Raw genomic sequence first — 26072 nt, forward strand, 5'->3', positions numbered from 1 at the left:
TTTCTGGCCGCCCCGCAGAACCAGCCGCTGTACGCCAGCTTGTACACCAGCATTGGCAGCGGCCCCACCAGCAGCAACACTACCGCTGATGAGCGCCGCAGCAGGGCCACCTTCGCCAAGAACGCGGCTTTTGTGCTGCTGATGGACCGCAAGCCCACCGGCTCTACCCTCACCGCTTTGCCTGCGCCTGAGCGTGCTTTGTACCAGCAACAGGCAATAGAAGCGCTGGAAAGTCTGAACCCAGCCGTAGAGCCATTCGCCAGCTTCTCGGGCACTACTTATACCGAGTGGCAGTGGCGCTCTAAGGAACTCATTGATTATCTGATTGCCTACGACTTGCTGCGGGGAGCAGGGGTAGCAGAACCAGCTTTGCTGAAGAGCCGGACCAATCTGCAGCAGTTTGCGGGGAATCTGTACCGGGAATCGAACCGGGCTTTTCTAGGCGTGTACTTCTTCCGCCAGATCAAGAACAACCATACCCTGATGACAGCGGCCGCGCTGGGTATGGCGGCCGTAGTACTCAACGACGCCACCAGCACCGACGCCAACCTGCAGCCGGCAAACTGGTTCAACTCCGGCCTCTACCACATTGATAACGTGCTGTGGGCCGATGCCCAGCGCCAGTCGGACCCGGCAGCGGTAGCAGGCTACGCCGAAGGCCCGTACTACTTTAAGTATGCTTTTCTGAACTGCCTGCCGTTCTTTCGGGCTCTGGGAAATTTCGCGCCGGATACTGGTTTCACTTGCACCTACAACGGAACCACACGCAGCATCCGCAACCCTTTTTACGACCCTCGCTACGACCAGCTCTACGACTGGATAACCGCCATTCTGATGCCAGATGGCCGTTTTCCGGCCTTGGAAGACTCGTACGTGGACATGGGCATGCCGGAGCTGGCCCTCACCGGCAAAAGCCGCTATGTGGTGCCCCTGCATCTGCAACACCTGTCGGGTGGGCAGCTAAATTCCCTGAATGCCCAGCTCCGCGATGCGACGGTGGACATGCGAGCGGCTTACCTGGCCGCGCAGATAACCCCGGCTCCCCGGATCCGCCCTACCCTCACCTACCTGCCCCAAAGCGGCAACCTGGTGCTGCAGGCCGGCCCCGATTCCGTAGCCACCTACCTGCACTTGTATGGCAAAGGCGGCGCGGTGCAAGCCAACTCCGGCGGCCACAACCAGGCCGATGCTACCAGCTTTATTCTCCACGCTCAAGGCCAGCTACTGGCCCTTGATGCTGGCTACCTGAGCTATAACCGCCGGGCAGAGGTAGGTCAGGCCAGTAACCACAACATGGTGCTGGTAGATGGCGCCGGTCCGGCCATCGGCAACGCCGGAGCGGCCAACGAGGCCAATGCCACATTGCCGCGCGCTTTCGAGTCGGGTGGCCTGGCCTTCGGCGAAGCGCGCACTACCTACCAAAATGCCTCCGTTACCCGCAAAGTGCTGTTCGTGCGGGGCCGCTACTACCTGCTGGCCGACTTCGTGCAGTCGGCGGGGCCGCGGCGCTACACCTGGCAGCTGCACGGCTACGGACTGGCCGGCGGCACCGAGCAGACGGGTGTTTTCCGGGATAATCTAGCGCAGCAGGAAGGCACCTGGGAGAAGAATGGTGCCCGTCTGCTGGCCCACGTTGCAACGCCGGGCACCACGGCGGCTTACCGTACCGCAACCGGAGCCCACGAGCTGGTTTATAACACCACTGAAAATCACACGACCCTGCTGGTAGAGCAAAACGGGGCGGCCCAAACGCAGTTTCTGGCCGCTCTTTATCCCAGCGCCGCCACCACTCCCCCCGCCCAGATAACCACCACCAGCACCCCCGCCACGGCCGGACTGACAACCTCCACCGATGGCTTCCGGGACATGGCTTTCACCCAAACCGACACCATGCTGACCACCAGCCCCGGACCGGACCGCCCCGTCAGCTCCGATGCGCTGCTGACGTTCCTTTCTCTAAACGAGGGAGGAACTCCTGTTCAGGCTTTTCTGGATGAGGGCACCGAACTGCGCTACGGCTCGGAGGTAGTGCTGCAGTCCTCGCGCCGGGCTACCATCAGCTGGCAGCAGCTGCCCGGCAATCAGTTCACCGTGTATGTCAGCCGACCTACGACCCTTACCCTACGTGCAGGCTCGGGGGCGGTAGCCGCTACCGGACCGGGCGTTGCGCGCAGCTCCTACAATCCGGCAACGAGCCAGCTAGTGGTTGAACTGACGCAGGCCTCGGCCGTTACGGTACAACCGCTCGGCGGCCCGCTGCCGGTAACCCTTACTTCCTTTAGCGCCCGCCGGCAGGGTAGCACCTCTACTGCGGTAGAGCTAAGCTGGCAAACTGCGGCGGAGCTACAAAACCGGGGCTTCGCGGTGCAGCGTAGCCACGATGGAGGCCGCACGTTCCAGGATATCGGGTTTGTAAAAGGCCAGGGCACCAGTGCCCAGACTACTACCTACCAGTTCACTGACCACACCGCTCCGGCCGGCCCGGGCTATTACCGCCTGCAACAGCAGGACCTGAATGGTACCACCGAGTACTCCTCCGTAGTACAGGTAGCCACCGCAGCTACGGCCGCCACGCTAACGGCCTCCCCCGTTCCCACGCGCGACTTCCTCACTGTTTCCTACCCCGATCCGCAGCAACGCATCGACCTGCAGATGCTGGACCGCAACGGACGGGTAGTATTACGGGCGCAGTTTCAGCAGCAAACCCAGCTCAATGTTCAAAGTTTAGCGCCAGGAATGTATTTCCTCCGGGCCTTGAGTTCAACCGGCGAGGTAGTAGCCACGCCCCTTAAAGTTCTGATTGAGAGGTAAGGTAGCTGCTACCCCGTAGAAACCCGGAAAGCCCGAACGCTGGAGCGTTCGGGCTTTCTGATTCAGGTGGATTTGGAGGCTGGGGGGCTCCCTTCCGGTTTAGCGAAGCGGGCCTTTCATGCCCATCATCCGGGCCATTTGCTGCATACCGCCTTTGGTCTGGCTCATCTTGTTCATGGTGCGCATTACTTTGCGCATGTCCTCGAACTGCTTCATCAGGTTGTTTACCTGCTGAATATCAGTACCCGAACCTTTGGCCAGGCGGCGGCGGCGGGAGCCGTTCAACAGCTCGGGCTGGGCGCGCTCCTTGGGCGTCATGCTCTTGATGATGGCTTCAATCGGCTTGAAGGCGTCATCGTCGATTTCCACGTCCTTCAGGGCCTTGCCCATGCCCGGAATCATGCCTACCAGATCCTTCAGGTTGCCCATCTTCTTGATCTGCTCCAGCTGAGAGAGGAAGTCATCGAAGTTGAACTGGTTTTTGCGGATCTTCTGGTTGATGCGCTTGGCCTCTTCCTCATCGAACTGCTGCTGGGCACGCTCTACCAGCGAAATCACGTCGCCCATGCCCAGGATGCGCTGGGCCATGCGGTCGGGGTAGAACAGGTCGAGGGCTTCCATCTTCTCACCCGTCGAGATGAACTTGATGGGTTTCTCTACCACGGCCCGGATGCTCAGCGCGGCACCACCACGCGAGTCACCATCAAGCTTGGTGAGTACTACCCCGTCAAAATTCAGGCGGTCGTTGAAGGTCTTGGCCGTGTTTACGGCGTCCTGACCCGTCATGGAGTCCACCACGAACAGCGTTTCCGAAGGATTGATGGCGCGCTTTACGGCCTCAATCTCCTTCATCATCTGCTCGTCCACGGCCAGGCGGCCGGCGGTGTCGATGATGACAACCTTCTTGTTGTTCTTACGGGCAAACTCGATGGCGTTCTGCGAAATCTCAACCGGGTTCTTGTTTTCCGGCTCTGAGTACACTTCTACGCCAATCTGCTCGCCCAGCACTTTCAGCTGGTCGATAGCGGCAGGGCGGTACACGTCGCAAGCCACCAGCAGCACGTTGCGGCCCTGCTTCTTGATGTGGCTGGCCAGTTTACCAGCAAATGTGGTCTTACCCGAGCCCTGCAGACCCGAGAGCAGCACCACGGCCGGCTCGCCTTTAATTACAATGTCTTGCTTTTCGCCGCCCATCAGCTGGGTCAGCTCATCATAGACGATTTTGGTCATCAACTGGCCCGGCGACACGCTGATCAGCACGTCGCGGCCCATGGCCTCGTCCTTGATTTTATCGGTTACCTCCTTGGCTACCTTATAGTTTACGTCGGCGTCCACGAGGGCCCGGCGAATCTCCTTTACGGTGGAGGCAACGTTGATTTCGGTGATGCTGCCCTGGCCTTTAAGGGTTTTAAAGGCGCGGTCTAGTTTGGTACTAAGGTTATCGAACATGGAGTCGCAGATTTGCGCTGATTTTCCTGATTTCGCTGAAGTATACTCGTGCTGCGCAAGCGCGGCGTCGGAACGCCGGGAGGCGTCGGTGGTTCAGCCTCCAAAAGTAACCAGAAAACCCCGAAAGGCCGCAGGTGCTTACCTTCGCGGTTTCATTGCTACCACCTGCTTCGTGTCCGTGTCTGCTGCTCGCCCGCTTCGCTTGCTTGTTCTTACGTACTACTGGCCGCCTTCCGGCGGAGCTGGCGTGCAGCGCAGCCTGAAGTTTGTGAAGCACCTGCCCCAGTTCGGGGTGGAGCCGACGGTGATAACCGTGGACCCCAGCCAAGGCGCCTACCCCGTCCTCGACCACTCGCTGGCCGCCGACGTGCCACCGCAGGTGCGCGTGATTCGCACCAACACCTTCGAGCCCTTCGACAGTTATAAACGCCTGACGGGCAAGCAAGTTCCTTACGGAGGATTCGTGGGCGAAAGCAAAACCAGCTTTGTGCAGCGCGTTTTCAAGTTTGTGCGCGGCAACCTGTTTATTCCGGATGCCCGCCGGGGCTGGAACCGTTACGCCCTGCAGGCTGTGGCCGACCTGGTGGCGGCCGGCGAGGAGTTTGACGCCGTGCTGACGTCTTCCCCACCCCACTCTACCCAACTGATTGGCCTGGAGCTAAAGTGGCGCTTCGGCCTGCGCTGGCTGGCCGACATGCGCGACCCCTGGACCGATATTTACTACTATAAAGAACTGAACCACACCCCGCTGGCCCGCTGGCTCGATGCCCACTACGAGCGCCAGGTGCTGGAGCAGGCCGACGCCGTGCTGGTAACCAGCCCCCACACCAAGCGGTTGTTCCTGGGTAAGTCAGCGCATATTGCGGCCGACAAGATTCAGGTAGTGCCCAACGGCTACGATGAGGACGATTTCCGGGCGGTAAGCGCGCCGCCCCCGGATGCGTTGCTCATCACCCACACCGGCACCATCTCCGAAACCTACCACATTGAGCAGCTGCTGGCCGCCTGCGCCGAGTGCGCCCGCCGCCACCCCGAGGTGCCACTGCGCCTGCGCTTTGTGGGGAAAGTATCCGACGGATTGCGGCAGCAGGTAGTGGCAGCGGGGCTTGGTGAACAGACAGAGTTTATTCCCTTCGTACCGCACGATGAATCGGTAGGCTACCTGCTCCGCAGCACGGTGCTGCTGATGGCCATTCCGGACGTAGCCAATAACCTAGGCATTCTGCCGGGCAAGGTGTTTGAGTACCTGGCCGCTGGCAAACCCATTCTGTGCGTGGGCCCCACTGGCTCTGATGCCGACCTGCTCCTGCGCGAGTGCGGCGCCGGCCAAGCCCTACCCTACGCCGACTACGAAACCATGCTGGCGCATTTGGAAGCATTAGCCGCGCAGTGGCGCACCAACCCCAACCTTGATCTGCCCGCTGGCCGCGCCACCGCCTACTCCCGCCGTGCCCTTACCGAGCGGCTGGCGAAATTGGTGAGGGTAGGTGATGAGGTGACCAGTGACAGGTAAATGGTTGGAAGTGAAGAGTGGTAGGTGAATCGTCTGTCATGCAGAGGCGCAGCCAAAGCATCCCGCGTGCTGACGTTGCAGGACTATTCAATCTCCCTCTCTGAGGAGAGGGAGCCGGGGGGTGAGGTTGCCCACGCGAGATTCCTCGACAAGCTCGGAATGACGTTCTGTTTGTAACCTATCACTTGTCACCCCATCACCTTATCACTTTACTTAAACAAGCCGCGCAGCTTACTTGGTACTAGGCTGGCGGCGCGGGCTTTCAGGTCGGTCCAAGTGGAATGGTCTAGATGGTGGCCGTGCCACTGGCCGATGGCGGCGGCTAGGCGCTGGGCCAGGGTGCGGTAGTGCTGGCGGTGATAGTGGCGGAGGTTGTTGGTCACGTCGGCGGGCGTCTGCACGAAGTCGCGCACATCTACTACCTGGCAGTTTTCGGCGGAAGCCGCAAAATCCATCAGAGCCTGGTTCATTAGGTGGTGCCTCTCTTTGGCGCCGGTTTCGCCCGAGCCGGGCACCTCTATTTCGGCTCCGTTCAGCAGGAAGATGGGCACCTGAACCGGCACCTGAGCCCGCAACCACCGCAGGTTTTCCGTGAATTGCTCGGGCGAAATCTGACCTACTAGCTCATATTCCTGTTGGAAACGGCGCAGAAATGCTTCGTCCATTCCCTGGAAGCGGCGCTGGGTGTACTTTGCAGCCTGCGTGGCAGGGTCCACGGCCGTCAGGTTCTGGTAGCCCCCGAAAGGAACTTCGCGGCCGGTGGCTTTTTCGCGGTACAACTCCTGGGTGTAATCCATGAGGGGGCTGTACACCAGCACGTCGTATTTGCCGCTCCAAAGCTGCGTGTCGAAGGCTTCGCGGCCTAGGAAGGGTAGCGCGGCGGCCAGGCGCTGCTGCTCGGCGGCAGGCCACTCACGCCCGGCGCGTAATAGGGCCGTATGCTCCAGGTGGACGGGAATCTGGTGCTCGTTGTTGTAGTTGAATTCTTCGACCACCGCCAAATCAAACGCCTGCAGGAAGGGCGTGAGCTGGCCCAGGTCGCAGCCGCCTTTCAGCAGCACCCGCAGCTGCTCCCCGGCCGGAGCGGAGGCCGCCGCAACCGGAGTTTTGGTTTCAATGGTAATCCAGTCGGGTTTGTCCGTGGTGTTAAGGGTAGTAGCTACCTCGCCCTGTACCTCCAAAGCCGGAAAACCGAGGTGGGCGTAGGTAAACTGCTCCACGCCCAGATGCAGAATCCGGCAGGAAAACACCAGCTGTTCCAGTTGCTGGGTGGTCGTGTTCAGGCAGTAAATCCCTACCAGCCCATAATCCCCGAACCGGTCGCGCACCCGCACAGTACCCCAACGGCGGGTGGCATCCGCGAAGCTGGCCTGCAACTCGTCTTTAGTAACGCGGCACTTGGTGAAGTTGAGCTGATTGGAACGGTTAATCAGCTCCTCGATGCGGTCCAGATCGGGGCCTACCCCCACTCCTTCGCGGAACTCGATGCGTACCTGGGCGTCGCGCAGGAAAGCCAGGTTGTCGTCGTAGGCGGCGCGGGCCTGCTGCTGGCGCTCCAGCAACCGGTACTGCTCCAGGCGCGAAAACGTGGGGTCAGGCTTGCCGCTGGCGCGCAGTTGCGGGGCCAGGGCGGGCAGATCGGCGGGGTCGGCTACCTGTAGCTCGGGGTTGTAGTACTGGGCTTCGGCCCGGTTCATGGAGTTGTCATCCAGAAACAGGGCATTGGGGGCCCGCAGCTGCATCTGCTCCAGTAGTTGCTTGATAATAGGGCCTTTCGGCTGCCAGCTAATTTGCGGAAACACGAACAGGTCGCGGATGCCCAGCTCAACCAGCTTGGCTTCGGCCGGCGCAAAATCGTTCTTACTGACAATGGTATGCACGATGCCGCGGGCCGCTGTGTCGCGCACCAACTGCAGATTATCTTCCAGCGCCTCCACCGCACCTTCGGAGAGCGTGCCGTTCCAGAATGTATCGTCCAGGTCCCAGATGATGACCTTTATTGGGTTGTCAGTTACCAGTTGCGAGTTGCCGGTTGCCAGTGTCATGTGCTATGCGTTGCTGATTGAGCAGGATCTGTGCAGTCATTCAACCTGAAATTATTCAACTCCATTCTGCATCAATCAGTCCCCAAAGCTACGGAGGAAGAACCAACCCTTGGCCCTGGTTGGTTTCTCTGCCCGGCGCTCAAAGAAACAGGCAACCTATAACTCGCAACTGGTAACTGACTGCGGAATGTCTATTTTTGCCTGCCTTAGCCCGGGAGGTCCGGTTTGGGTGACGTTTCACCTGTTTTCCGCCTCCCCTCATCACTCCCAATGGCCCTCGACCTCAATCATAAATCCATTCTGGTAACCGGCGGCACCGGTTCGTTCGGCAAGCAGTTCGTGCAGACCGTTTTCGAGAAATACCCTCAGGTGAAGCGCCTGGTGGTGTACTCACGCGACGAGCTGAAGCAGTTCGAAATGTCGCAGATTTTTCCCCACTCCAAGTACCCCGCCATTCGCTACTTCATTGGGGATGTGCGCGATGGGGAGCGACTCAAGCGAGCCTGCGAGGGCATTGATGTGATTGTGCACGCCGCCGCCCTCAAGCAGGTGCCGGCTGCCGAGTACAACCCCATGGAGTGCATCAAAACCAACATCTTCGGGGCCGAAAACGTGATTAACGCGGCCCTCGACTGTGGGGTGAAGGACGTGGTAGCCCTGAGCACCGATAAAGCTGCAGCGCCCATCAACCTCTACGGCGCTACCAAACTTTGCTCCGATAAGCTGTTTGTGGCCGCCAACAACATGAAAGGCAGCCGCGACCTGCGTTTCTCGGTGGTGCGCTACGGCAACGTAATCGGCTCGCGCGGCTCAGTGGTGCCGTTTTTTCTGCAGCGCCGCCACACCGGCGTGCTGCCCATCACCCACCCCGACATGACGCGCTTTAATATTTCCCTGGAGGAAGGCGTGGACCTGGTGCTGTATGCCTTGGAGCACAGCTGGGGCGGGGAGATTTTCGTGCCCAAGATTCCGAGCTATAAGATTACAGAGGTAGCCAAAGCCATCGGCCCCGACTGCCGCCAGGAAATTGTGGGCATCCGGCCGGGCGAGAAGCTGCACGAGGAAATGATTACCGAAACCGACGCCCTGAGCACTGTGGAGTTGGATAAGTACTACGTTATCCTACCCTTCACTCCGCGCTGGGACGTGGATGACTTCATCAAGCACTTCGGGGGCCGCCGCGTGGAAGCCGGTTTCCACTACGACTCCAGCAACAACACCGAGTGGATGGACGCTGAGCAGATCCGGGAGGAAATCCGTCTGCACGTAGATGCCGATTTCACGGTGTAGCATCACGCTGGTTTTATAAAAGAAAAGGCTGTTTTCGTCAGAAAGCGGCCTTTTTTGCTTTTCGAGTTGTTACCGCACCAGCTACCTTTGATCTACTATGTCTGCACCTGCTTTCTCCCCTACCCGCCCCATCGCCTACGGCCGCCAGCAAATTACCCCCGAGGATGTGCAGGCCGTAACGGAAACCCTGTATTCCGACTACCTCACCCAGGGCCCCAAAGTGGCGGAGTTTGAGCAGAAGTTTGCCGCCTACGTGGGAGTCAAATACGCCGTAGCCGTTGCCAACGGCACGGCCGCCCTACACCTGTGCGCCCTGGCGCTGGGCGTGCAGCCGGGCCAGCGCGTTATTACAACTCCCATTACTTTCTCGGCCTCGGCTAACTGCGTGCGCTACTGCGGCGGCGAGGTGCACTTCGCCGACATCGACCCCACTACCGCCCTCATCGACCTGAAGGCCGTTCGCCGCCTGCTGGAGAGTCAGCCCAAAGGCTACTTCCACGGCCTGATTCCGGTGGACTTCGCGGGCCTGCCCGTGAACCTGGAGGAAGCTCGCCAGCTAGCCGACGAGTTTGGCCTCTGGATAATCGAGGACGCCTGCCACGCGCCCGGCGGGTTTTTCCTGGATAAGGGGGGTAGGGAGCAGCGCTGCGGCAATGGGCAGTTTGCCGACTTAGCCATTTTCAGCTTCCACCCCGTCAAGCACATTGCCACCGGCGAGGGCGGCATGATTACCACCAACCGGCAAGACCTTTACGAGCACCTGCTACGCCTGCGCACCCACGGCATCACGAAGGAGCCCGCGCAATTGCAGCGCCCCTCTGATGGCGGCTGGTACATGGAAATGCAGGAGCTGGGCTACAACTACCGCATGCCCGATATGCTCTGCGCCCTGGGCATCAGCCAGCTTACTCGCGCCGAAGAAGGTCTGCAGCGCCGCCGCGAGCTGGCCGCCCGCTACGATGCCGCCTTTGCCGACACGCCCGGCGTGCAGCTTCTGGCGCCGGCTGCCGGGCATGCTTACCACCTCTACGTCATTCAGGCAGCCGACCGCAAAGGACTTTATGACTTCCTGCGGGAAAAGCAGATTTTTGCGCAGGTGCACTACATTCCGGTGCACACCATGCCCTACTACCAGCAACTAGGCTGGCAACCCGGCGACTTCCCCCTGGCCGAAACCTACTACGCCCACTGCCTCAGCATTCCGCTGTTCCCTAGCCTCTCCGACGAGGAGCAGCTGTACGTGATTGACTGCATCCGGGAGTTTGTTGGATAAGTCGTTCAGACCATTTTAGCCCGCAGAGGGCGCAGAGGTCCGCAGAGCCGTTCTGGTATAAATACGCCCTTCGACGGGCAAGACACTTCTTACCTTCCTACCCCCGTCTCCTTGACCAACGTCGGTATTATTTCCCAAGCCCGCATGACCAGTACCCGGCTGCCCGGTAAAGTGCTTCACCTGGCTGCCGGTCGCCCTTTGCTAGACTACCATGTGGAGCGGCTCGCGTGGAGTAAGCTGCCCTTGCACCTGGCCATCACGGCCAATGACCCCGACGATGCCCTGGCCGCCTATGCCGAGGCGCACCACCTACCCTACACGCGCGGCTCCGAAGACGACGTGCTGGCTCGCTTTCAGCAATGCGCCCAGGAGCACGACCTGGACGTCATCGTGCGCGTCACCTCCGACTGTCCGCTGCTGGATGGAAGGCTGATCCAGTCGGCGGTGCAGGAGTATCTGAGGGTCGATAATCCGCGTCTCTACCTCTCCAACGTGCTGAAGCGCAGCTACCCCCGCGGTTTCGACTACGAAGTATTCTCGCGGGAACTGTTGGAAGAAGCGCACCAACGCGCTACCCTGCCCGCCGACCGGGAACACGTTACCCCGTACATCAACCAAAACCGCTCTGGCCGCGTGGAGTTCCGCCACGTTCGCCGCCCTGAGGACCGCAGCGCCTACCGCCTCACGGTAGATACGCCCGACGATTTTACCTTGATAAAGACGCTGATTGAGAACTACGGAGCGGCTGACTTATCGGGGGATGAGCTCATTCAGCTGCTGGATGCTCACCCCGAGTTGGTGGCGCTGAACGCCCACGTAGAGCAGAAGAAAATCTAGGCCGCTGCCGGGGTATCGGGCGCAGGTGGCTACTTTCGGGCCATGCAAACGCCCGCGCCTACCCCTGCTCCCGTCCGCAACCCTACCCCCCGCCTCGTGCTGCGGGCCGATGGCAACTCCCGCATTGGGCTGGGCCATGTGATGCGGCTGCTGGCCCTGGCGGAAATTCTGCAGCCGGACTTCGCGGAGCTGCTCTTTCTGATTCGGGAGCCGGATGCGGCGTTGGTAGAGCAGCTCCGGGGGGCCGGCCTCGCGGTGCGGGATCTGCCAGCGCAACCTCTGGCCGAGGAAGCGGCCTGGCTGGTGCGCCACGTCCTGCGCCCCACCGACCTGCTGGTGCTCGATGGCTACGATTTTCGCTACGACTATCAGAACACGGTGCGCGGGGCCGTGGCGCGGCTGGTGTACCTCGATGATCTGCACGCCTACCCCCTTGCCGCCGACCTAATCCTTAACCCCGCCGGCGGCCTCACCCTCCGCGACTACGAGCTGCGCCAACCCGGCGCCCGCTTGCTCAGCGGTCCGGCCTTTGCCCCCTTGCGCGCGGCCTTCCGCACGCTGCCAATGGCTGAACAAGTTGCCTCCACCGATACCGTGCTGGTGTGCCTGGGCGGAGCCGACCCAACCCACCAAACCCAGCGCATAGCCGCCGAGCTGCTAGCCCTGCCCTCGGTGCGGCAGGTGCACGCGGTGGTGGGCGGGGCCTACCTGGGTTGGGAAAGCCTGAGCGCCTGGGCCCAGGATCAACCCCGACTTCTGCTCCACCGCAACCTGTCGGGCCCTGATCTGGCGGCTCTCATGCGGGAATGCGGGGCGGCCGTGTGCTCGGCCAGCACCGTGAGCTACGAGTACGCGGCGGCCGGGGGGGGCCTGCTGTTTTTGCTGCCCACCGCCGATAATCAACAGGATATCGACCGGTACTTGCGCGAAACGGGCCTGGCCTTACCCTACCCGGCAGCCGCCAATGTGCTGACCTCCCCCGAAGCCGGTCGCGTTGCCGAGCGCCTGCGCCGACAGCAGCTACAGGTGTTCGATGGACTCGCGCCCGTGCGTCTGCGCCAGGAGTTCCGGGCCCTGCAGCTGCCCCCACCGCCGTTTTACCTACGCCCCGTAGTCGCCGCCGACTCGGATCAGCTGCTGGCCTGGACCAACGAGCCTGCCGTGCGGCAGTTCTCCTTTAACTCTACCCCCGTGGAGCGCCCCAACCATGAGCAGTGGCTGGCAGCCCGCCTGCAAGACCCGAAGGCCTTGCTGCTGCTGGCCCAGGATGCCGCTACGGGCCGCCCGGCCGGGCTCATCCGGTTTGCCATAGAAGGGGAAAAGGCTACCCTGAGCTACCTGCTGGATGCTGCCTTCCGGGGCCGGGGGCTCGCGCCACTGCTGCTACTGGCCGGTACGCGGCGCTTGGCGGAGCATTTCCCGCAGGTGCGGCAAGTGGTAGGGCATGTGCAGACCGCCAATGTCCCGTCGGTGAGGGCTTTTGAGCGGGCGGGGTTTCAGCAGGTGCCCACTGACAGCCCCAGCACCCTAAGCTTCCTTTGGCAGGCTGCCAGAATTTAGGCTACTTTATCAGCTCTTTTACGCTTTTATTATTTCAGTTGATGATTCGTGACAACGCCGGACGAGGCCAGATGGCCTACACGGTATTTCTTGGCCTCAGTCTCTTTAGTCTAGCGTTTGCTGCCTTTAGCATGGCCTACGCCACCTACCTGCGACAAACAGATTTCAGCTCTACTACTGTAGAGATACTCTCCATCTTTCAGTCGCTGGGCACGATTACACAATTTATTTTGCTCATACTGAGCATAGTCGTCTTTATGCGCTGGCTTCGGCGGGCTTACTATAATCTGGCCGCTACGGGTTTCGAAACAAATTACGCGGACAATCAGGCAGTTATTGCGTGGTTCCTGCCTGTCATGAGCATGTATCGTCCTTACCGAATTACGCGGGAGGTCTGGCAGGTAACCCAAGGCCTGGGCACAGGCGTCGGTAGTTCGCATGGCCTGCTGCGGCTGTGGTGGGCTCTATTTTTACTACGTGGGCTGCTAGGGTTACTTATTACCTTCCTTGGAAAAGGGGTCGGAGTGGAAGGCCTGCGCACGGTTCTTCTGTTTACGGCCTGCACTTCCGCCTTCGATGCGGTGGCGGCCTACACTACGGCCCGCGTGATTCAACGCATCGTAGGGTTTGAGCAGCAGCTGGCCTTGAAAGTACAGGTAGCTGACTTAGGGCAAGCTGCCCCCGAGCATAATCATTTGGGTGCCACGGAACAAGACCTCTACCTCTAGCTGCAGCCCATTTCGGCGGCAGCTTTGTTTCTTTGCAGCATGAATTTCTCTCTTGGCTCCCGCCTCATCGGCCCCGATCAGCCGCCGCTTATCATTGCTGAGCTCAGCGGCAACCACAACCAGGACCTCAACCGCGGCCTGGCCATTGTGGATGCCATGGCTGCTGCCGGAGCCCACGCCATTAAGCTCCAGACCTACACCGCCGATACCATGACGCTGCCCGGCGCCTACCGCATCGACGACCCCAACTCCCTCTGGTACGGCCGCGAGCTGCACGAGCTCTACCAGGAGGCCCACACGCCCTGGGAGTGGCACAAGCCCCTGTTCGACCGGGCCCGGGCGCACGGCATGCTGGCGTTCAGCTCGCCCTTCGATGAAACCGCCGTCGATTTTCTGGAAACCCTCGACGTGCCCGCCTATAAAATTGCCTCCTTCGAGAATACCGACTGGCCTTTGCTGCGCCGGGTAGCCGCTACCGGCAAGCCCGTGATTATGAGCACCGGCGCCAGTCAGCTCTCCGAGGTGGCGGAGGCCGTGCAGGTGCTGCGCGAAGCCGGCTGCCGCGACTTGGTGCTGCTCAAGTGCACCAGCACTTACCCCGCCACGCCCCAGAATACCAACCTGCGTACCCTGCCTCACTTTCAGCAGCTCTTCCCCGATGCGCTGATGGGCCTCTCCGACCACACCATGGGGGTAGGCGCTGCCGTAGCGGCCGTGGCCTTGGGTGCTTGCGTGGTGGAAAAGCACGTCACCCTGCGCCGCGCGGACGGCGGGGTGGACTCGGCTTTCTCCCTGGAGCCCGAGGAGATGGCCCAGCTCGTAACGGAAACCGAGCGTGCCTGGCAGGCCCTGGGCCAGGTGCAGTACGGCGTGCAGCGTGCCGAGGAGAAAAGCCGCCTCTACAAACGCTCCCTCTACGTGGCCCAGGACGTTGCCGCCGGCGAGGTATTCACCAAGGACAACCTGCGCGTGGTGCGCCCCGGCGACGGGCTGCCGCCGCGCTACTACGACCAGCTGCTCGGTAAACCCGCCCGCCAGAACCTACGGGCCGGCACCCCGCTGACCTGGGATGCCCTGTAGGCTTCTGACAATTCCTAAGCTTTCAACTAGCGCGTTGCTCCTGAGCGGCGCGCTATTTTTGTGCTCTATGCCCAACTCCGCTACCGCCCGCCTGCGCGACATCCTGCAACTGCGTTTCACCGACCTGTTTGCCTCGCTGCCAGCCCACATGCTGGAAGCCATTTCGCCGGCCAGCCCCTGGAAGCGCCTGGCCAAGGTGGCCGGCTACGCGGGGCTGCGGCTGGTGGGCAACATGTTTCGGCCGGTGCGCAACCCCGAGCAGCTGCAGGGCAAGGTGTGGCTGTACGTGGTCAGCCAGAACAACTACGATTCCCTGCACTTTCTGCGCGAAAGTCTGCCTAGCGCGGTGCTGGTGGCCGGTCAGAGCAAGCAGATTGGTCGCTACAACGGGGTAGTAAACCGCCTTTCCCTGCGGCGCAAGTTGCTGTATTACGGGCAGTTTCCTACCCTGTACCAGGGCCTGAAGCGCACGGAAGGCGGGAAAGCCTGGCGCTTCTTCGACTTGATTTTCAACGCCATTGGCTACTATGAGGTGTACGTGCGGGCCCTGCGCCACTACCGCCCCCAGGCCATCATCTTCGCCAACGACCACAACGACGACGCCCGGGCCCTGCTGCTGGCGGCCCGCACCTGCGGGGTGCCCACGGCCTACGTGCAGCACGCCAGCGTGAGCACCAACTTCCCGCCCTTGGGCTTCGATTTTAGTTTGCTGGAAGGCCAGGACGCGCTGGACAAATACCGGCAGTGCGGCCCGGTAGCAGGCCGGGTGGAGCTGGTGGGCATGCCTAAGGCCGATGCGTTTCTGGCCCGCAAAAACCTGAACCCCACCGTGCAGCGCGTGGCCGTGGCCATCAATACCCTCGATGAAACAGAGTCCGTAGCCGCTACCCTGGCTCACCTGCTGCAGGAGTTTCCGAACCTAACGTTCACCCTACGCCCCCACCCTGGCGACACCCGTGACTTTTCCTTTCTGCGCCAGCGCCACCCGCAGCTGCAGTTTTCCGATGCCCGCCAGCAAACGGTTTTTGAGTTTCTGGCCGAGCACGATGCCCTGATTGCGGCCGACACCAGTACCCATCTGGAGGCTACCCTGCTCAATCTTGCCAGCATCTACTTCCGGCTTGGCACCCACGGTGTAACCGAGGACTACTACGGCTACGTGGCCCACGGCTTGGTGGAGCGCGCTCATACGTTGCCTGAGCTCAGCAGACTACTGCGGCGCTACCAGCAGCACAAGCCCACCGATTTGTACCACCGCGCAACTTACTATAACGCTACCCTGGGCACTCCCGACGAGGGGCACAGCCAGGAAAGAGCCATCCGGTTGCTGCGGGAGTGGCTGGCCGGGCAGGCGTAGGTTTCCGCGGAGGAACGCAGAGGATTTCGCAGAAGGCTACAGAGTTGCTGGGTAGCGCTTATTTTGCCGGGATGACTGCCCCGCCTTTCCCCATCACGCCGCTTCCAATTCCGACGGAAACCCGGCTAGCCTATGTACTTCAGCACTTCCGCATGGCCTACGAGGCTGTGCCGACGGTGTCCATCGGGTACGCCGAGTTGCAGCCGCAGGTGGAGGTAGCGGAGGCGGCCGGGTCGTTTTTCAGCGAGCAGCAGCCCTACCCCCCTGCCCCCACCCAACGCGAGTGGCTGGGCCAGTCCATTCCGGTTTTCTTCGACCTAGCGCCGCAGAAGCCGCTGCTGGAGTTGCTGCCCGGCGGGCGGGCCCTGATTCACGCCGACATCATTTCGGCGGCTTTCTACCTGCTCAGCGGTTGGCAGGAGTATTTTTCGGAGGAGCGTGACCAGCACGGCCGCTTCCCTTACTCGGCCAGCGTGCAGAGTCGCTACAGCTTCGTGACGGTGCCCGTCGTGAACTACTACTTCGATGTGCTGAAAACTGCCGTGGAGCACGTCATGGGCCAGCCGCTGCAGCCGCGCCGCTGGGCCGGTGGGGCCTCCTGGGCCGCCTTCATCACCCACGACATCGACAACCTGTACAGCGCCTGGAAAGCCCCGGCCAAAGCTGCCCTGCGCCAAGGCCGGCTCCTGAGCTTCGGGCAGCAGCTGTGGCGGCATTTCACTACCCCTGACGCCTGGGACAACCTCCGGCAGGTGCAGGAAACCGTAGCCAGTTACGGCGCAAAGAGCACGTTCTTCTTTCTGCCTGAGCACCGGAAAGCTGCCAACGGCACGCCGAATGCGGATTATAAACTGCGCAAGGTGTGGACAAAAATAGCCGCAGCTATTCAGGATGCAGAGGTAGGCCTGCACGCGAGTCTGGGTACTGCAGCACATGGCGGAAAGTTGAAGGTGGATTGGCTTAAAATTCCGGTACCATGTAGCGGCATCCGGTTTCACTACCTGAGTTGGGAGCCGCGCATCACGTCCACTTTGCTGAGTATGGATGGTTTCACTCATGACTCTACGCTAGGGTTTGCGGAGCACTTTGGCTTCCGAAATTCCTACTGCCTACCGTTCTATACTTTCAATTTTAATGCTGATCCTTTTATTGTTGATCCTCCGCAAATGAGGCTTTATACGCTACCATCAGAAGCACCAGCTTTCTTTACCCTAGGACCGAAAAACTCTATTCAGACATCTACATTCCTGGAAATCCCGCTCAACGTGATGGACGCTACCCTCCATCACCCGCGCTACCTCCAACTGGCTACCAAGGAAATCCTGCCGGCTTTGATGCCGATGTTTCAGAAAATAGAGCGGTTCGGGGGCGTGTGCACGGTGCTCTGGCACAACGAGAACTTCGACCCGGCCAACGAAACCAACGGCCCCCGCCAGTTCGCCGAAATCATGGAGTACCTTCGCGGCCGCAACGTGGCCTTCGTCAACGGCCGGGAAATTTGTGAGCGAATGGGCTAGCAATGTCATTCCTCGCTTCGGTCGGAATCTGGGTTACTCCGCCGCGTGGAGAACCTAGACCTCTCGCTTCGCTTAGAACGACAGCTGGAACATTCATTCATTCACTCATTTATCACTTCACCGTTTGGGTATCGTTCAGCGGCAGGGGCTGCGCAACACCATTATTTCCTACATCGGGCTGGCGCTGGGCTTCGTGAGTACGGCTCTGGTGCTACCCAACTTTCTGCAGCCCGAGCAGCTGGGGGTTACGGCCACCCTGTCGTCGGTAGCCACGCTCTACGCCCAGGTTGCGGCCTTTGGCTTTGCCAGCGTGGGCATCCGTTTTTTCCCTTACTTCCGCCATCCAGAGTCGGGGCACCGAGGGTTTCTGCCGCTGCTGCTGGGTGTGCCGCTGCTGGGGTTTGCAGTGGTCACGGCCCTGTATTTTCTGGGCGAGCCACTGCTGCTGCCCTGGTATGGGCGGGATGCGCCCCTACTGGCGCCGTACTACGCCTGGGGTGCCGTGCTGGCCTTGTTTACCATGCTTTACTCGGTGCAGGATGCCTACCTCAAGGCGCTGTACCACACGGCTTTCTCGTCCTTCGTGCAGGATATTCTGCTGCGAGTTCTGATTGTGACGGGGGCTTTCCTGTTTGGCTTTGGCTACCTGTCTTTCTCAGGCTACGTGCTGTGGTTTGTGAGCGTAAACAGCGTCATTGCTTTGCTGCTGACGGCTTACACGGCGGCCATCGGGGAGCTGCACTGGCGACCTACGCAGCAGGTGCTCACGGTGCGCCCCCTGCGCGAAATGCTGGGCATGGGCGCCTTTACCCTGCTTGGCAGCCTGTCGGGCAGCATCATTATGTTCATCGACACCCTGATGGTGGGCGCCCAGGTGAGCGTGGCGGCGGCCGGCATTTACGTGGTGGCCGGCAACATCAGTACGGCCTTGGCTATTCCGGCCCGCTCCCTCAACAAAATAGCCTTTCCGCTCCTGGCCGACTACTGGAAGCAGCAGGACCTCCCGCGCATGGCCGACTTCTACCGCCGCGCTACCCGCCTCAACACCCTCATCGGCTGCCTGTTGTTCCTGGGCATCGCCTTGAATCTGGACTTTATCTACTCCCTGATGCGCAACGCCCGCTACGCCGAGGGTACGGTGGTGGTGCTGCTCCTACTGGCCAGCAAGCTCTTCGATGGCATCACGGGCGTTAATGGCCTGATGGTAGTAACGTCTCCACGCTACCGGTTCGACCTGATTTTCAACGTGTCACTGGCGCTGCTCACTATTCTGCTCAACGGTTTGTTGATTCCGCGCCTGGGCATGGTGGGGGCGGCGGTAGCGGCCTGCATCGCGCAAGTCAGCATTAACGTGGCCCGCACCTGGTTTGTGTGGCACAGCTACCGCATGCAGCCCTTTACCTGGCGCATCCCGCTGATACTAGGTATTGCGGCCGTGGCGGGGGTAGCAGGCTGGCTGATGCCCTCCCTTAGCTCGCCCCTGCTTACCATGCTCCTGCGCTCCACCGTGCTGACGCTGGTGTACGGCGGACTGATTCTGGTGACGAACTCGGCCCCCGAAGCAACTGCTTTTCTCAGCAAACTTAAACAACGGAAACACTAGCCGTTGTTTTATATATTATTATTCTACAGACTGATATACTATCTTCTATGAACGCGGTGAAGCATTTTCTGGGGTCAATTTTAGCCATTGCTTTCTTCCTTTTACTGGTTGTGATTTTCAGGGAGCATATACCCGGGAAAAGAAACCAGCACAATTCCTATCTGGTCCGGGTGGGCATGTCTAAACAGCAGGCAATGAGAATAATGGGCGGCGCTCCGTCGCGCAGAATGCTGGGCGTTTCTGCTGATTCAGCGTACGTGTACAAGGCCTCGCCTGCAGCCTCCGATAATATCTACCTAAGCATTGGGGCCGATGGCGTAATTACGAGCGTCAGCCACGGCGAATAATCAGGATTTTTAGTTGACCAGAAAAATAAAATTTGGAAGTATAAAATTCTGGCCGCTACTTTTGCCCCATCAATTCTTTACCTGAAAGGATTGTTTTTATACAGAGGCGTGGAGAGACAGGCTCGACGAAGCGCCGGCAACCAGCGGACCATCCGAAACGGTGCCAAGTCCTGACCATATAAAAACAACGTACCGTGAACCGCTTGTCTAACTCCGCCGCCACATCCGCCACCACCATTGCTCTACAGCATGGGTGTTGTGCTATGATGGGCATGGCGTGTTGTTGTCAGGCGTAACGCACCCTTCTTTTTTTCCTGGTTTGTGCGCCTGGCAGCTCTGCTGACACAGTTTTTTGTGTAGCTGACTCTGCCCGCACACCCGGCTTTTCGCCCTTGCCGCTGCTGGCTGCGCCTCCTTGTTTGGCTGCCACCGCGGGGTAGGGCCATCCTGTCAGCTGAAGTTTGCGCCTGTGGGCCGGCTTCCCTCCCCTTCTTGTTATGTCAGCAGCAACTGCTGCGCCGGCCGTCCGCGCCTTGCTCGACGACCTGCGCCCCCGGCTGATCCAGGCTACGGCCCTGGAGCGGCTGCGCCTCGTGGCTGAACGCTTCCCCGAACAGGCCGTTTTTTCGACCTCTTTCGGCCTGGAAGACCAGATTATCAGCCATTTAATCTTCAGCCACCAGCTTCCCATTCAGGTTTTCACCCTCGATACGGGCCGGAATTTCCAGGAAACCTACGCCACCTGGAACAAGACCCTGCTGAAGTACGAGCAGCCCATTGCGGTGTACTACCCCCAGCGGGAAAGCGTAGAGCAGCTGATGCTAGCCAAAGGCCCTAACTCCTTCTACGAGAGTGTGGAGAACCGCAAGGAGTGCTGCCATATCCGCAAAGTGAAGCCCCTGAACCGCGCCCTGGCCGGCAAAGCCGCCTGGGTTACGGGCATCCGCGCCGAGCAGTCGCAGAACCGCCAAACCATGGACCCCGTGGAGTGGGACGCGGCTCATAACCTGGTTAAAATCCATCCGCTGTTCGACTGGACCTGGGACCAGGCCGTGGCCTTCACCCAGGAAAACGGAGTGCCGGTGAACACCCTGCATCAGCAGGGCTTCGTGAGCATCGGGTGTGCCCCCTGCACCCGCGCCATTCGGCCGGGCGAGGACTTCCGGGCCGGCCGCTGGTGGTGGGAAGACCTTTCGGCCAAGGAGTGCGGCCTGCACGCCACCGCCCATCACAACGGCCCCGACCCGGTGGTGGAGCCCGTTCCGGCAGGCTAGCCACGGGCCTTTTACCTCTCATTCGTCTCTACAGCAGCTCCGCCAGTTTAGCTGACTTCTGCGCTAAATCGTGTTCTACACATGAGTACCCCTTCTTTCGATTATCTCGACCGGCTGGAAGCCGAAGCCATCCACATCCTGCGGGAAGTGGCCGGCCAGTTTGAGCGCCCAGCCCTACTCTTCTCGGGCGGCAAAGACTCCATCGTGCTGACCCGCCTCGCGGAAAAGGCCTTCCGGCCCGGCCGCTTCCCGTTTCCCCTGGTGCACGTCGATACCGGCCACAACTTCTCCGAGGTACTGGCCTACCGCGACCAGCTAGCTGAAAACCTGGGCGAAAAGCTGATCGTGCGCCAAGTGGAAGATACCATCAAGCGGCAGCGCCTGCGCGAGCCGGGCGGCAAGTTTCCCAGCCGCAATCCCCTGCAAACCTATACGCTGCTGGAGGTCATTGAGGAGTTTGAGTTCGATGCCTGCATCGGCGGGGCTCGCCGCGACGAGGAAAAGGCCCGGGCTAAGGAGCGCATTTTCTCCGTCCGCGACGAGTTTGGGCAGTGGGACCCTAAGCGCCAGCGCCCCGAGCTCTGGAACATCTACAACGGCCGCATCCAGAAGGGCGAAAACGTGCGCGTGTTCCCCATTTCCAACTGGACGGAGCTGGACGTGTGGCGCTATATCCAGCGCGAGAACATTGCCCTGCCCGACATCTACTTCGGTCATGAGCGCCGTTGCGTGGTGCTACCTACCGGCCAGCTACTAGGCCTTTCGGAGCACTTGCGCCTGGATAAGGACGATGAAATCGTGACCCGGCAGGTGCGCTTCCGCACCGTCGGCGACTCTACATGCACGGCCGCCGTGGAAAGCGACGCCGCCACCGTGGAAGACATCATCCAGGACCTGCTGCTGGCCAAAGTAAGCGAGCGGGGCGCTACCCGCCTCGACGACAACATCTCGGAAGCCGGCATGGAAGACCGCAAACGCAACGGGTATTTCTAGTGGGGTGATGAGGTGATGAAGTAATGAGGTGAAAAGAATGGTCCTGCAATGGCTTCCTCCCTCTACTCCATCATCCCACAACACATTTCACCTCATCACCTTTCACCTCATCACCAACATGGACTTACTTCGATTTATCACCTGCGGCAGCGTCGATGACGGCAAAAGCACCCTGATTGGGCGGCTACTCTACGACTCCGAATCGGTGTCGCTGGACGTGCTGGCGGCCCTGGAAAAGCGGCAGGCCTCTAATGGCACCGTGGATTTGGCTTTGCTGACGGATGGCTTGCGGGCTGAGCGCGAGCAGGGCATCACCATTGATGTCGCCTACAAGTATTTCACTACCCCCCGCCGCAAGTTCATCATTACCGATGCGCCGGGCCACGTGCAGTACACCCGTAACATGGTAACCGGCGCCAGCAACGCCGACCTGGCCATTGTGTTGGTAGATGCGCGCCAGGGCGTGATTGAGCAAACCCGCCGCCATACGCTCATTGCCGCCCTGCTGGGCATCCGGCACTTTGTGCTGGCCGTGAACAAGATGGATCTGGTAGGCTACGACGAAGCCGTGTTCGCCAAGATTGCCACCGACTACGCCGAGCTGACCAACCACTTCAACCTGCCCGCAGCCACGGCTATTCCGCTCAGCGCCCTCAACGGCGACAACGTGGTGAAGAAGTCGGTGCTCCTACCCTGGTACACTGGCCCGAGCCTGCTGGAGCACCTGGAAAGCGTGCCCGGCGCTTCGGAAACGGCCGCGCCGGGTCGCTTCCAGGTCCAGTACGTCATCCGGCCCCAAACCGCCGAGCTGCCCGATTACCGTGGCTACGCCGGCCAGATCCAGAGCGGCCAGTACCGCCGCGGCGACCGGGTAACGGTGCTACCCTCCGGCCTGCAGTCGGAAATCGAAGCCATTGAAGTAAACCAGCAGGAAGTTGATGCGGCCTCCGCGCCCCAGGCCGTGGTGTTGCGCCTGCGCGACGACGTGGACGTGAGCCGCGGCGACTCCATTGTGCCGCTGGCCGAGGCCCCTACCCTCACCCGCGAGCTGGAAGCTACCCTTTGCTGGATGAGCGAGCAGCCCCTGTGGCCCGGCCGTAAGCTGCTGGTGCAGCATCATTCCGCGCTGGTGAAAGCGGCCATTCCGGCCATCCTCTATAAGGTGAACGTGCACACCTTCGCCCGCGCCGCCGCCGATTCGGCCCAGCTCAACGACATCGTGCGGGTGCGCCTGAAAACGGCCCTCCCCCTGGCCGTGGACACCTACCTGGAAAACCGCGCCTCCGGTTCCTTTATCCTCGTCGATGAGCTGACCGGCGACACCGTGGCGGCCGGCCTCGTGGAAGCCGCCGACTCCGAGTACTTCACCCTGCCCGTCGGTCCGCCGGTGGCCTATTCTATTTAGAAATCTGAGTCTGGGGGCACACGGGTACCTGCTCATCAAATAGAACGTCATGTCTAGACTAGCTCGACATGACCGGCAGTTTTCCCAGCTCTCACCTCACTTCTCCCTACCCCCATGTCCACAACCAAACTACCACGCCTGACGGTACTCGGGGCCGGGCCCGGCGACCCGGAGCTGCTCACGCTCAAAGGGGCTCGGGTGCTGGCCGAAGCCGACGTGATTCTCTACGATGCCCTGACCAACCACGCCCTGCTCCAGCACGCACGCCCTGCGGCTGTAAGCGTGCCCGTGGGCAAGCGCCGCGGTATGCGCAGCCACTCGCAGGACGAAATCAACGCCCTGATTGTGGAGTACGCCCACCGCTACGGCCACGTGGTGCGCCTGAAAGGTGGCGACCCATTTGTGTTCGGGCGGGGCCGAGAGGAAATGCTCTTCGCCGAAGCCCACGGCCTAGCCACCGACTACGTGCCGGGCATTAGCAGCGCGGTAGCGGCGGCGGGCAGCGCGGGTATTCCGGTTACGCACCGCGGCCTGAGCGAAGGATTTCGAGTGATTACGGCCACTACGGCTACCGGCGAGTTGTCGGGCAGTGTGGCCGAGGCCGCTCAGTCGCGCGCTACTACTGTGATACTCATGGGCCTGGGCGAGCTGGAAAATATCGTGGCTGTGTTCAGCCGTTGCGGGCAGACTGACACCCCGGCAGCCATCGTGCAGAACGGCACCCTACCCCAGGCGCGGGTGGTAACCGGTACGGTAGCCGAGCTGCCCGCCCGCGCCGCCGCGGCCGGTATCGGGACGCCGGCCATCATCATTATTGGCGAGGTAGTTCGCCTGGCTACTCCGGCCAGTCTGGCGACTACGCTCCCGCCGGCGGCTTTCGCCGTGTTAACGCCACCCTCCTACGCAGAGGTGGCCTGATTTATTTCTGCTCCGCTTTTCCACAGCCAATATCACTACCGCTCATGTCTTCCCCCACTCTTCCCATCGGCCTTGATGAAGCCACGCTGCAGCAGCTGACGGCCGGCCTCACCGACCGCCAACTGCTTTGGCTGAGTGGCTACCTCTACGGTCGGGCTGGCTCGGACGCTGCTCCGGAAGCCGCTATTCCGGCAGCGGCAACCGCCCCGATTGCCACGTCCGTAGCTCCCAGCCTCACCATTCTGTACGGCTCTCAAACCGGCAATAGCAAGAAGGCAGCGGGTATTGCGGCTGAAGCCGCCCGGCAGCGCGGCCTGGTAGCCACCGTGCGCGACATGAACGACTACCCCACCAAGGACCTCAAAACCGAGCAGCAGCTATTGGTGGTGGTGAGCACCCAGGGCGAGGGCGACCCACCTATTGCGGCCGAGGAGCTGCACCAGTTCTTACTGAGCAACCGCGCCCCCAAGCTGCCCGACCTACGTTTCGCAGTGCTGGCTCTGGGTGATAAAAGCTACCTGCAGTTCTGCCAGACGGGTTTTGAGTTCGACCAGCGCCTGGCCGAGTTGGGTGCCAAACGCCTGCTGGAGCGCGTGGACTGCGACGTGGAGTTCGAAGCCGAAGCTCGCCGCTGGGCCGGGCAAGTGCTGGGGCTGATTGCCGCTGCTACTTTGCCTGCAGTAACTCCTGCGCCGGTAGCCGCCAGCGTGGTGTCAGCCCAGGTTAAGCCGGTGGCGCTGACAGCTCTTGTGGGTGGCGCGGAAGTGGAGTTGGAGGAACGGGTGGAATACAGCAGCCGTAACCCCTTTGAGGCTGAGCTGCTGGAGAAAATTCAGCTCAACGGCCGTGGCTCTACCAAGGAAACCTACCATTTAGAGTTTTCCCTGGCCGACTCGGGCATCCAATACGAAGCTGGCGACGCCCTGATGGTGCAGCCCCGCAACCGCCCCGGTTTAGTGCAGGAAGTGCTGGACGCTGCCCGCCTGGCCGCCGCGGACCCCGTGCGCCTCGAAGCCGAGGAACTAGACCTGAGCACGGCCCTGACCGAGCGGCTGGAGCTGTCCGTCGTCACCCGCGACGTGCTGGAGCGCTACGCCGCCGTAGCCCCGCACCACCCCAAGCTGCGCGAAATTCTAGCCGACAAAGCTCAACTTCCTACCTACCTCTATGGCCGCGACGTAGCCGATTTGCTTCAGGAGTTTCCGGTGGAACTGTCGGGGCAGCAGTTGGCGGCGGTGCTGCGGCCTTTGCCGGCCCGGGCTTATTCTATTGCCTCTTCCCTGTTGGCTCACCCCGAGGAAGTACACCTGACTGTGGGGGCAGTGCGCTACCAAGCCAACGGCCGCGCCAAGCACGGTGCCTGCTCCAGCTTCCAGGCTGACCACCTACACATCGGCGACGCGGCCCGGGTGTGGGTGGACCGCAACGAGTACTTCAAGCTCCCCCAGGACCCGAGCACCGACATCATCATGGTAGGCGCGGGCACCGGCGTGGCACCCTTCCGGGCCTTCGTGGAGGAGCGGGCCGAAACCGGCGCTACCGGCCAGAACTGGCTGGTGTTCGGCAACCCCCACTTCACCACCGACTTCCTCTACCAAACCGAGTGGCTGCAACACCTCAAGCGCGGCACCCTCCACCAGCTCGACGTGGCCTTCTCCCGCGACCAGGAAGAGAAAATATACATCCAGCACCGCCTGCTCCAGCAAAGCCGCCGCCTCTACGCCCAGCTTGAAAACGGGGCCCACTTCTACGTCTGCGGCGACAAAAACCGCATGGCCGCCGACGTACAGCGCGCCCTGCTCACCGTCATTGCTCAGGAAAGCGGCCAGGGCGATGCCTACGCCGCCGACTACCTCAAGCAGCTCCGCAAATCGCGCCGCTACCTCGAGGACGTGTACTGACCTGTCCAACTCGCACTGAATGCTAGAGCTAAAGCCTAGCTCCCCTCCTCAGCTGAGGAGGGGTTGGGGGTGGTTGATCAGCGCGTCTGAACATCCTAGTAGCTCTAGACACCGCCCTACCCCCTAACGTTTTCTCCAAGGAAAGGGATACTAGTTCTAGACACTGCCCTA

Annotated in this window: 19 protein-coding genes and 1 riboswitch; of the genes, 17 read left to right on the forward strand and 2 right to left on the reverse strand. The window is 61.0% G+C overall.

The window, feature by feature from the left end; genetic code table 11:
• The first annotated feature begins 39 nt into the window (after nt 1-39).
• On the forward strand, nt 40-2811 hold the full coding sequence (locus FGZ14_RS07440) for a heparinase II/III family protein (protein ID WP_139922881.1): 2772 nt from the start codon (nt 40-42) through the stop codon (nt 2809-2811).
• 99 nt (nt 2812-2910) lie between these two features.
• On the opposite strand, the gene ffh is transcribed toward FGZ14_RS07440, so the two are convergent.
• The gene (gene ffh / locus FGZ14_RS07445) at nt 2911-4260 is read right to left on the reverse strand and encodes a signal recognition particle protein (protein ID WP_139922883.1); all 1350 of its coding nucleotides are present in this window, start codon (nt 4258-4260) and stop codon (nt 2911-2913) included.
• 178 nt (nt 4261-4438) lie between these two features.
• Between ffh and FGZ14_RS07450 the strand changes: the two genes are divergently transcribed.
• Nucleotides 4439-5773: a glycosyltransferase family 4 protein gene (locus FGZ14_RS07450; protein WP_257883370.1), complete on the forward strand. Its 1335-nt coding sequence runs from the start codon at nt 4439-4441 to the stop codon at nt 5771-5773.
• Nucleotides 5774-5982: 209 nt separating this feature from the next.
• Here FGZ14_RS07450 and FGZ14_RS07455 read toward each other — a convergent pair whose 3' ends face one another.
• Nucleotides 5983-7818, reverse strand: a complete 1836-nt coding sequence (locus FGZ14_RS07455; RefSeq protein ID WP_139922885.1) for a hypothetical protein — start codon at nt 7816-7818, stop codon at nt 5983-5985.
• Nucleotides 7819-8088: 270 nt separating this feature from the next.
• Here FGZ14_RS07455 and pseB point away from each other — a divergent pair, with 270 nt between their 5' ends.
• From pseB to FGZ14_RS07530, 15 genes are all read left to right on the forward strand, one after another.
• Nucleotides 8089-9108: a UDP-N-acetylglucosamine 4,6-dehydratase (inverting) gene (gene pseB / locus FGZ14_RS07460; RefSeq protein ID WP_139922887.1), complete on the forward strand. Its 1020-nt coding sequence runs from the start codon at nt 8089-8091 to the stop codon at nt 9106-9108.
• A 97-nt stretch (nt 9109-9205) separates the two neighbouring features.
• Nucleotides 9206-10381, forward strand: coding sequence for a UDP-4-amino-4,6-dideoxy-N-acetyl-beta-L-altrosamine transaminase (gene pseC, locus FGZ14_RS07465; protein ID WP_139922889.1), 1176 nt, complete (start codon nt 9206-9208; stop codon nt 10379-10381).
• Nucleotides 10382-10492: 111 nt separating this feature from the next.
• The gene (locus FGZ14_RS07470; protein WP_139922891.1) at nt 10493-11218 is read left to right on the forward strand and encodes a cytidylyltransferase domain-containing protein; all 726 of its coding nucleotides are present in this window, start codon (nt 10493-10495) and stop codon (nt 11216-11218) included.
• Nucleotides 11219-11260: 42 nt separating this feature from the next.
• Nucleotides 11261-12778 carry a UDP-2,4-diacetamido-2,4,6-trideoxy-beta-L-altropyranose hydrolase gene (pseG, locus tag FGZ14_RS07475; protein ID WP_139922893.1) on the forward strand — a complete coding sequence of 506 codons (1518 nt, stop codon included), beginning with the start codon at nt 11261-11263 and terminating at the stop codon, nt 12776-12778.
• Nucleotides 12779-12819: 41 nt separating this feature from the next.
• Nucleotides 12820-13506 (forward strand): DUF4328 domain-containing protein, encoded by a 687-nt coding sequence (locus FGZ14_RS07480; protein ID WP_180754527.1) that lies wholly within the window; start codon nt 12820-12822, stop codon nt 13504-13506.
• Between the two features lie 39 nt (nt 13507-13545).
• Complete coding sequence (gene pseI, locus FGZ14_RS07485) at nt 13546-14586, forward strand: pseudaminic acid synthase (RefSeq protein ID WP_139922897.1); 1041 nt, start codon at nt 13546-13548, stop codon at nt 14584-14586.
• 67 nt (nt 14587-14653) lie between these two features.
• Complete coding sequence (locus FGZ14_RS07490; RefSeq protein WP_257883371.1) at nt 14654-15943, forward strand: hypothetical protein; 1290 nt, start codon at nt 14654-14656, stop codon at nt 15941-15943.
• Nucleotides 15944-16014: 71 nt separating this feature from the next.
• Entirely contained in the window at nt 16015-17460 is a 1446-nt protein-coding gene (locus FGZ14_RS07495; RefSeq protein ID WP_139922899.1) for a hypothetical protein, read from the forward strand.
• Nucleotides 17461-17584: 124 nt separating this feature from the next.
• Nucleotides 17585-19063, forward strand: coding sequence for an oligosaccharide flippase family protein (locus FGZ14_RS07500; protein ID WP_139922901.1), 1479 nt, complete (start codon nt 17585-17587; stop codon nt 19061-19063).
• A gap of 47 nt (nt 19064-19110) precedes the next feature.
• Nucleotides 19111-19410, forward strand: a complete 300-nt coding sequence (locus FGZ14_RS07505; RefSeq protein ID WP_139922903.1) for a hypothetical protein — start codon at nt 19111-19113, stop codon at nt 19408-19410.
• A 93-nt stretch (nt 19411-19503) separates the two neighbouring features.
• Nucleotides 19504-19595: riboswitch (SAM riboswitch) on the forward strand.
• A 312-nt stretch (nt 19596-19907) separates the two neighbouring features.
• The gene (locus tag FGZ14_RS07510; protein WP_139922906.1) at nt 19908-20684 is read left to right on the forward strand and encodes a phosphoadenylyl-sulfate reductase; all 777 of its coding nucleotides are present in this window, start codon (nt 19908-19910) and stop codon (nt 20682-20684) included.
• A gap of 51 nt (nt 20685-20735) precedes the next feature.
• Complete coding sequence (gene cysD / locus FGZ14_RS07515) at nt 20736-21677, forward strand: sulfate adenylyltransferase subunit CysD (protein WP_257883407.1); 942 nt, start codon at nt 20736-20738, stop codon at nt 21675-21677.
• A 118-nt stretch (nt 21678-21795) separates the two neighbouring features.
• Nucleotides 21796-23082, forward strand: a complete 1287-nt coding sequence (locus FGZ14_RS07520; RefSeq protein ID WP_139922911.1) for a sulfate adenylyltransferase subunit 1 — start codon at nt 21796-21798, stop codon at nt 23080-23082.
• Between the two features lie 114 nt (nt 23083-23196).
• Nucleotides 23197-24000: a uroporphyrinogen-III C-methyltransferase gene (cobA, locus tag FGZ14_RS07525; protein WP_139922913.1), complete on the forward strand. Its 804-nt coding sequence runs from the start codon at nt 23197-23199 to the stop codon at nt 23998-24000.
• Between the two features lie 44 nt (nt 24001-24044).
• Nucleotides 24045-25901 carry an assimilatory sulfite reductase (NADPH) flavoprotein subunit gene (locus FGZ14_RS07530; protein ID WP_139922915.1) on the forward strand — a complete coding sequence of 619 codons (1857 nt, stop codon included), beginning with the start codon at nt 24045-24047 and terminating at the stop codon, nt 25899-25901.
• Nucleotides 25902-26072 lie beyond the last annotated feature (171 nt).

It is taken from the genome of Hymenobacter sp. DG01 (assembly GCF_006352025.1).
Taxonomy (GTDB): domain Bacteria; phylum Bacteroidota; class Bacteroidia; order Cytophagales; family Hymenobacteraceae; genus Hymenobacter.

What these genes read in the sequence shown, in the direction of transcription:
- ffh (WP_139922883.1), bottom strand. Translation starts at nt 4,260, where the DNA reads ATGTTCGATAACCTTAGTACCAAACTAGACCGCGCCTTTAAAACCCTT.
- FGZ14_RS07455 (WP_139922885.1), bottom strand. Translation starts at nt 7,818, where the DNA reads ATGACACTGGCAACCGGCAACTCGCAACTGGTAACTGACAACCCAATA.
- pseB (WP_139922887.1), top strand. Translation starts at nt 8,089, where the DNA reads ATGGCCCTCGACCTCAATCATAAATCCATTCTGGTAACCGGCGGCACC.
- pseC (WP_139922889.1), top strand. Translation starts at nt 9,206, where the DNA reads ATGTCTGCACCTGCTTTCTCCCCTACCCGCCCCATCGCCTACGGCCGC.
- pseG (WP_139922893.1), top strand. Translation starts at nt 11,261, where the DNA reads ATGCAAACGCCCGCGCCTACCCCTGCTCCCGTCCGCAACCCTACCCCC.
- FGZ14_RS07480 (WP_180754527.1), top strand. Translation starts at nt 12,820, where the DNA reads ATGATTCGTGACAACGCCGGACGAGGCCAGATGGCCTACACGGTATTT.
- pseI (WP_139922897.1), top strand. Translation starts at nt 13,546, where the DNA reads ATGAATTTCTCTCTTGGCTCCCGCCTCATCGGCCCCGATCAGCCGCCG.
- FGZ14_RS07490 (WP_257883371.1), top strand. Translation starts at nt 14,654, where the DNA reads ATGCCCAACTCCGCTACCGCCCGCCTGCGCGACATCCTGCAACTGCGT.
- FGZ14_RS07495 (WP_139922899.1), top strand. Translation starts at nt 16,015, where the DNA reads ATGACTGCCCCGCCTTTCCCCATCACGCCGCTTCCAATTCCGACGGAA.
- FGZ14_RS07505 (WP_139922903.1), top strand. Translation starts at nt 19,111, where the DNA reads ATGAACGCGGTGAAGCATTTTCTGGGGTCAATTTTAGCCATTGCTTTC.
- FGZ14_RS07510 (WP_139922906.1), top strand. Translation starts at nt 19,908, where the DNA reads ATGTCAGCAGCAACTGCTGCGCCGGCCGTCCGCGCCTTGCTCGACGAC.
- FGZ14_RS07520 (WP_139922911.1), top strand. Translation starts at nt 21,796, where the DNA reads ATGGACTTACTTCGATTTATCACCTGCGGCAGCGTCGATGACGGCAAA.
- cobA (WP_139922913.1), top strand. Translation starts at nt 23,197, where the DNA reads ATGTCCACAACCAAACTACCACGCCTGACGGTACTCGGGGCCGGGCCC.
- FGZ14_RS07530 (WP_139922915.1), top strand. Translation starts at nt 24,045, where the DNA reads ATGTCTTCCCCCACTCTTCCCATCGGCCTTGATGAAGCCACGCTGCAG.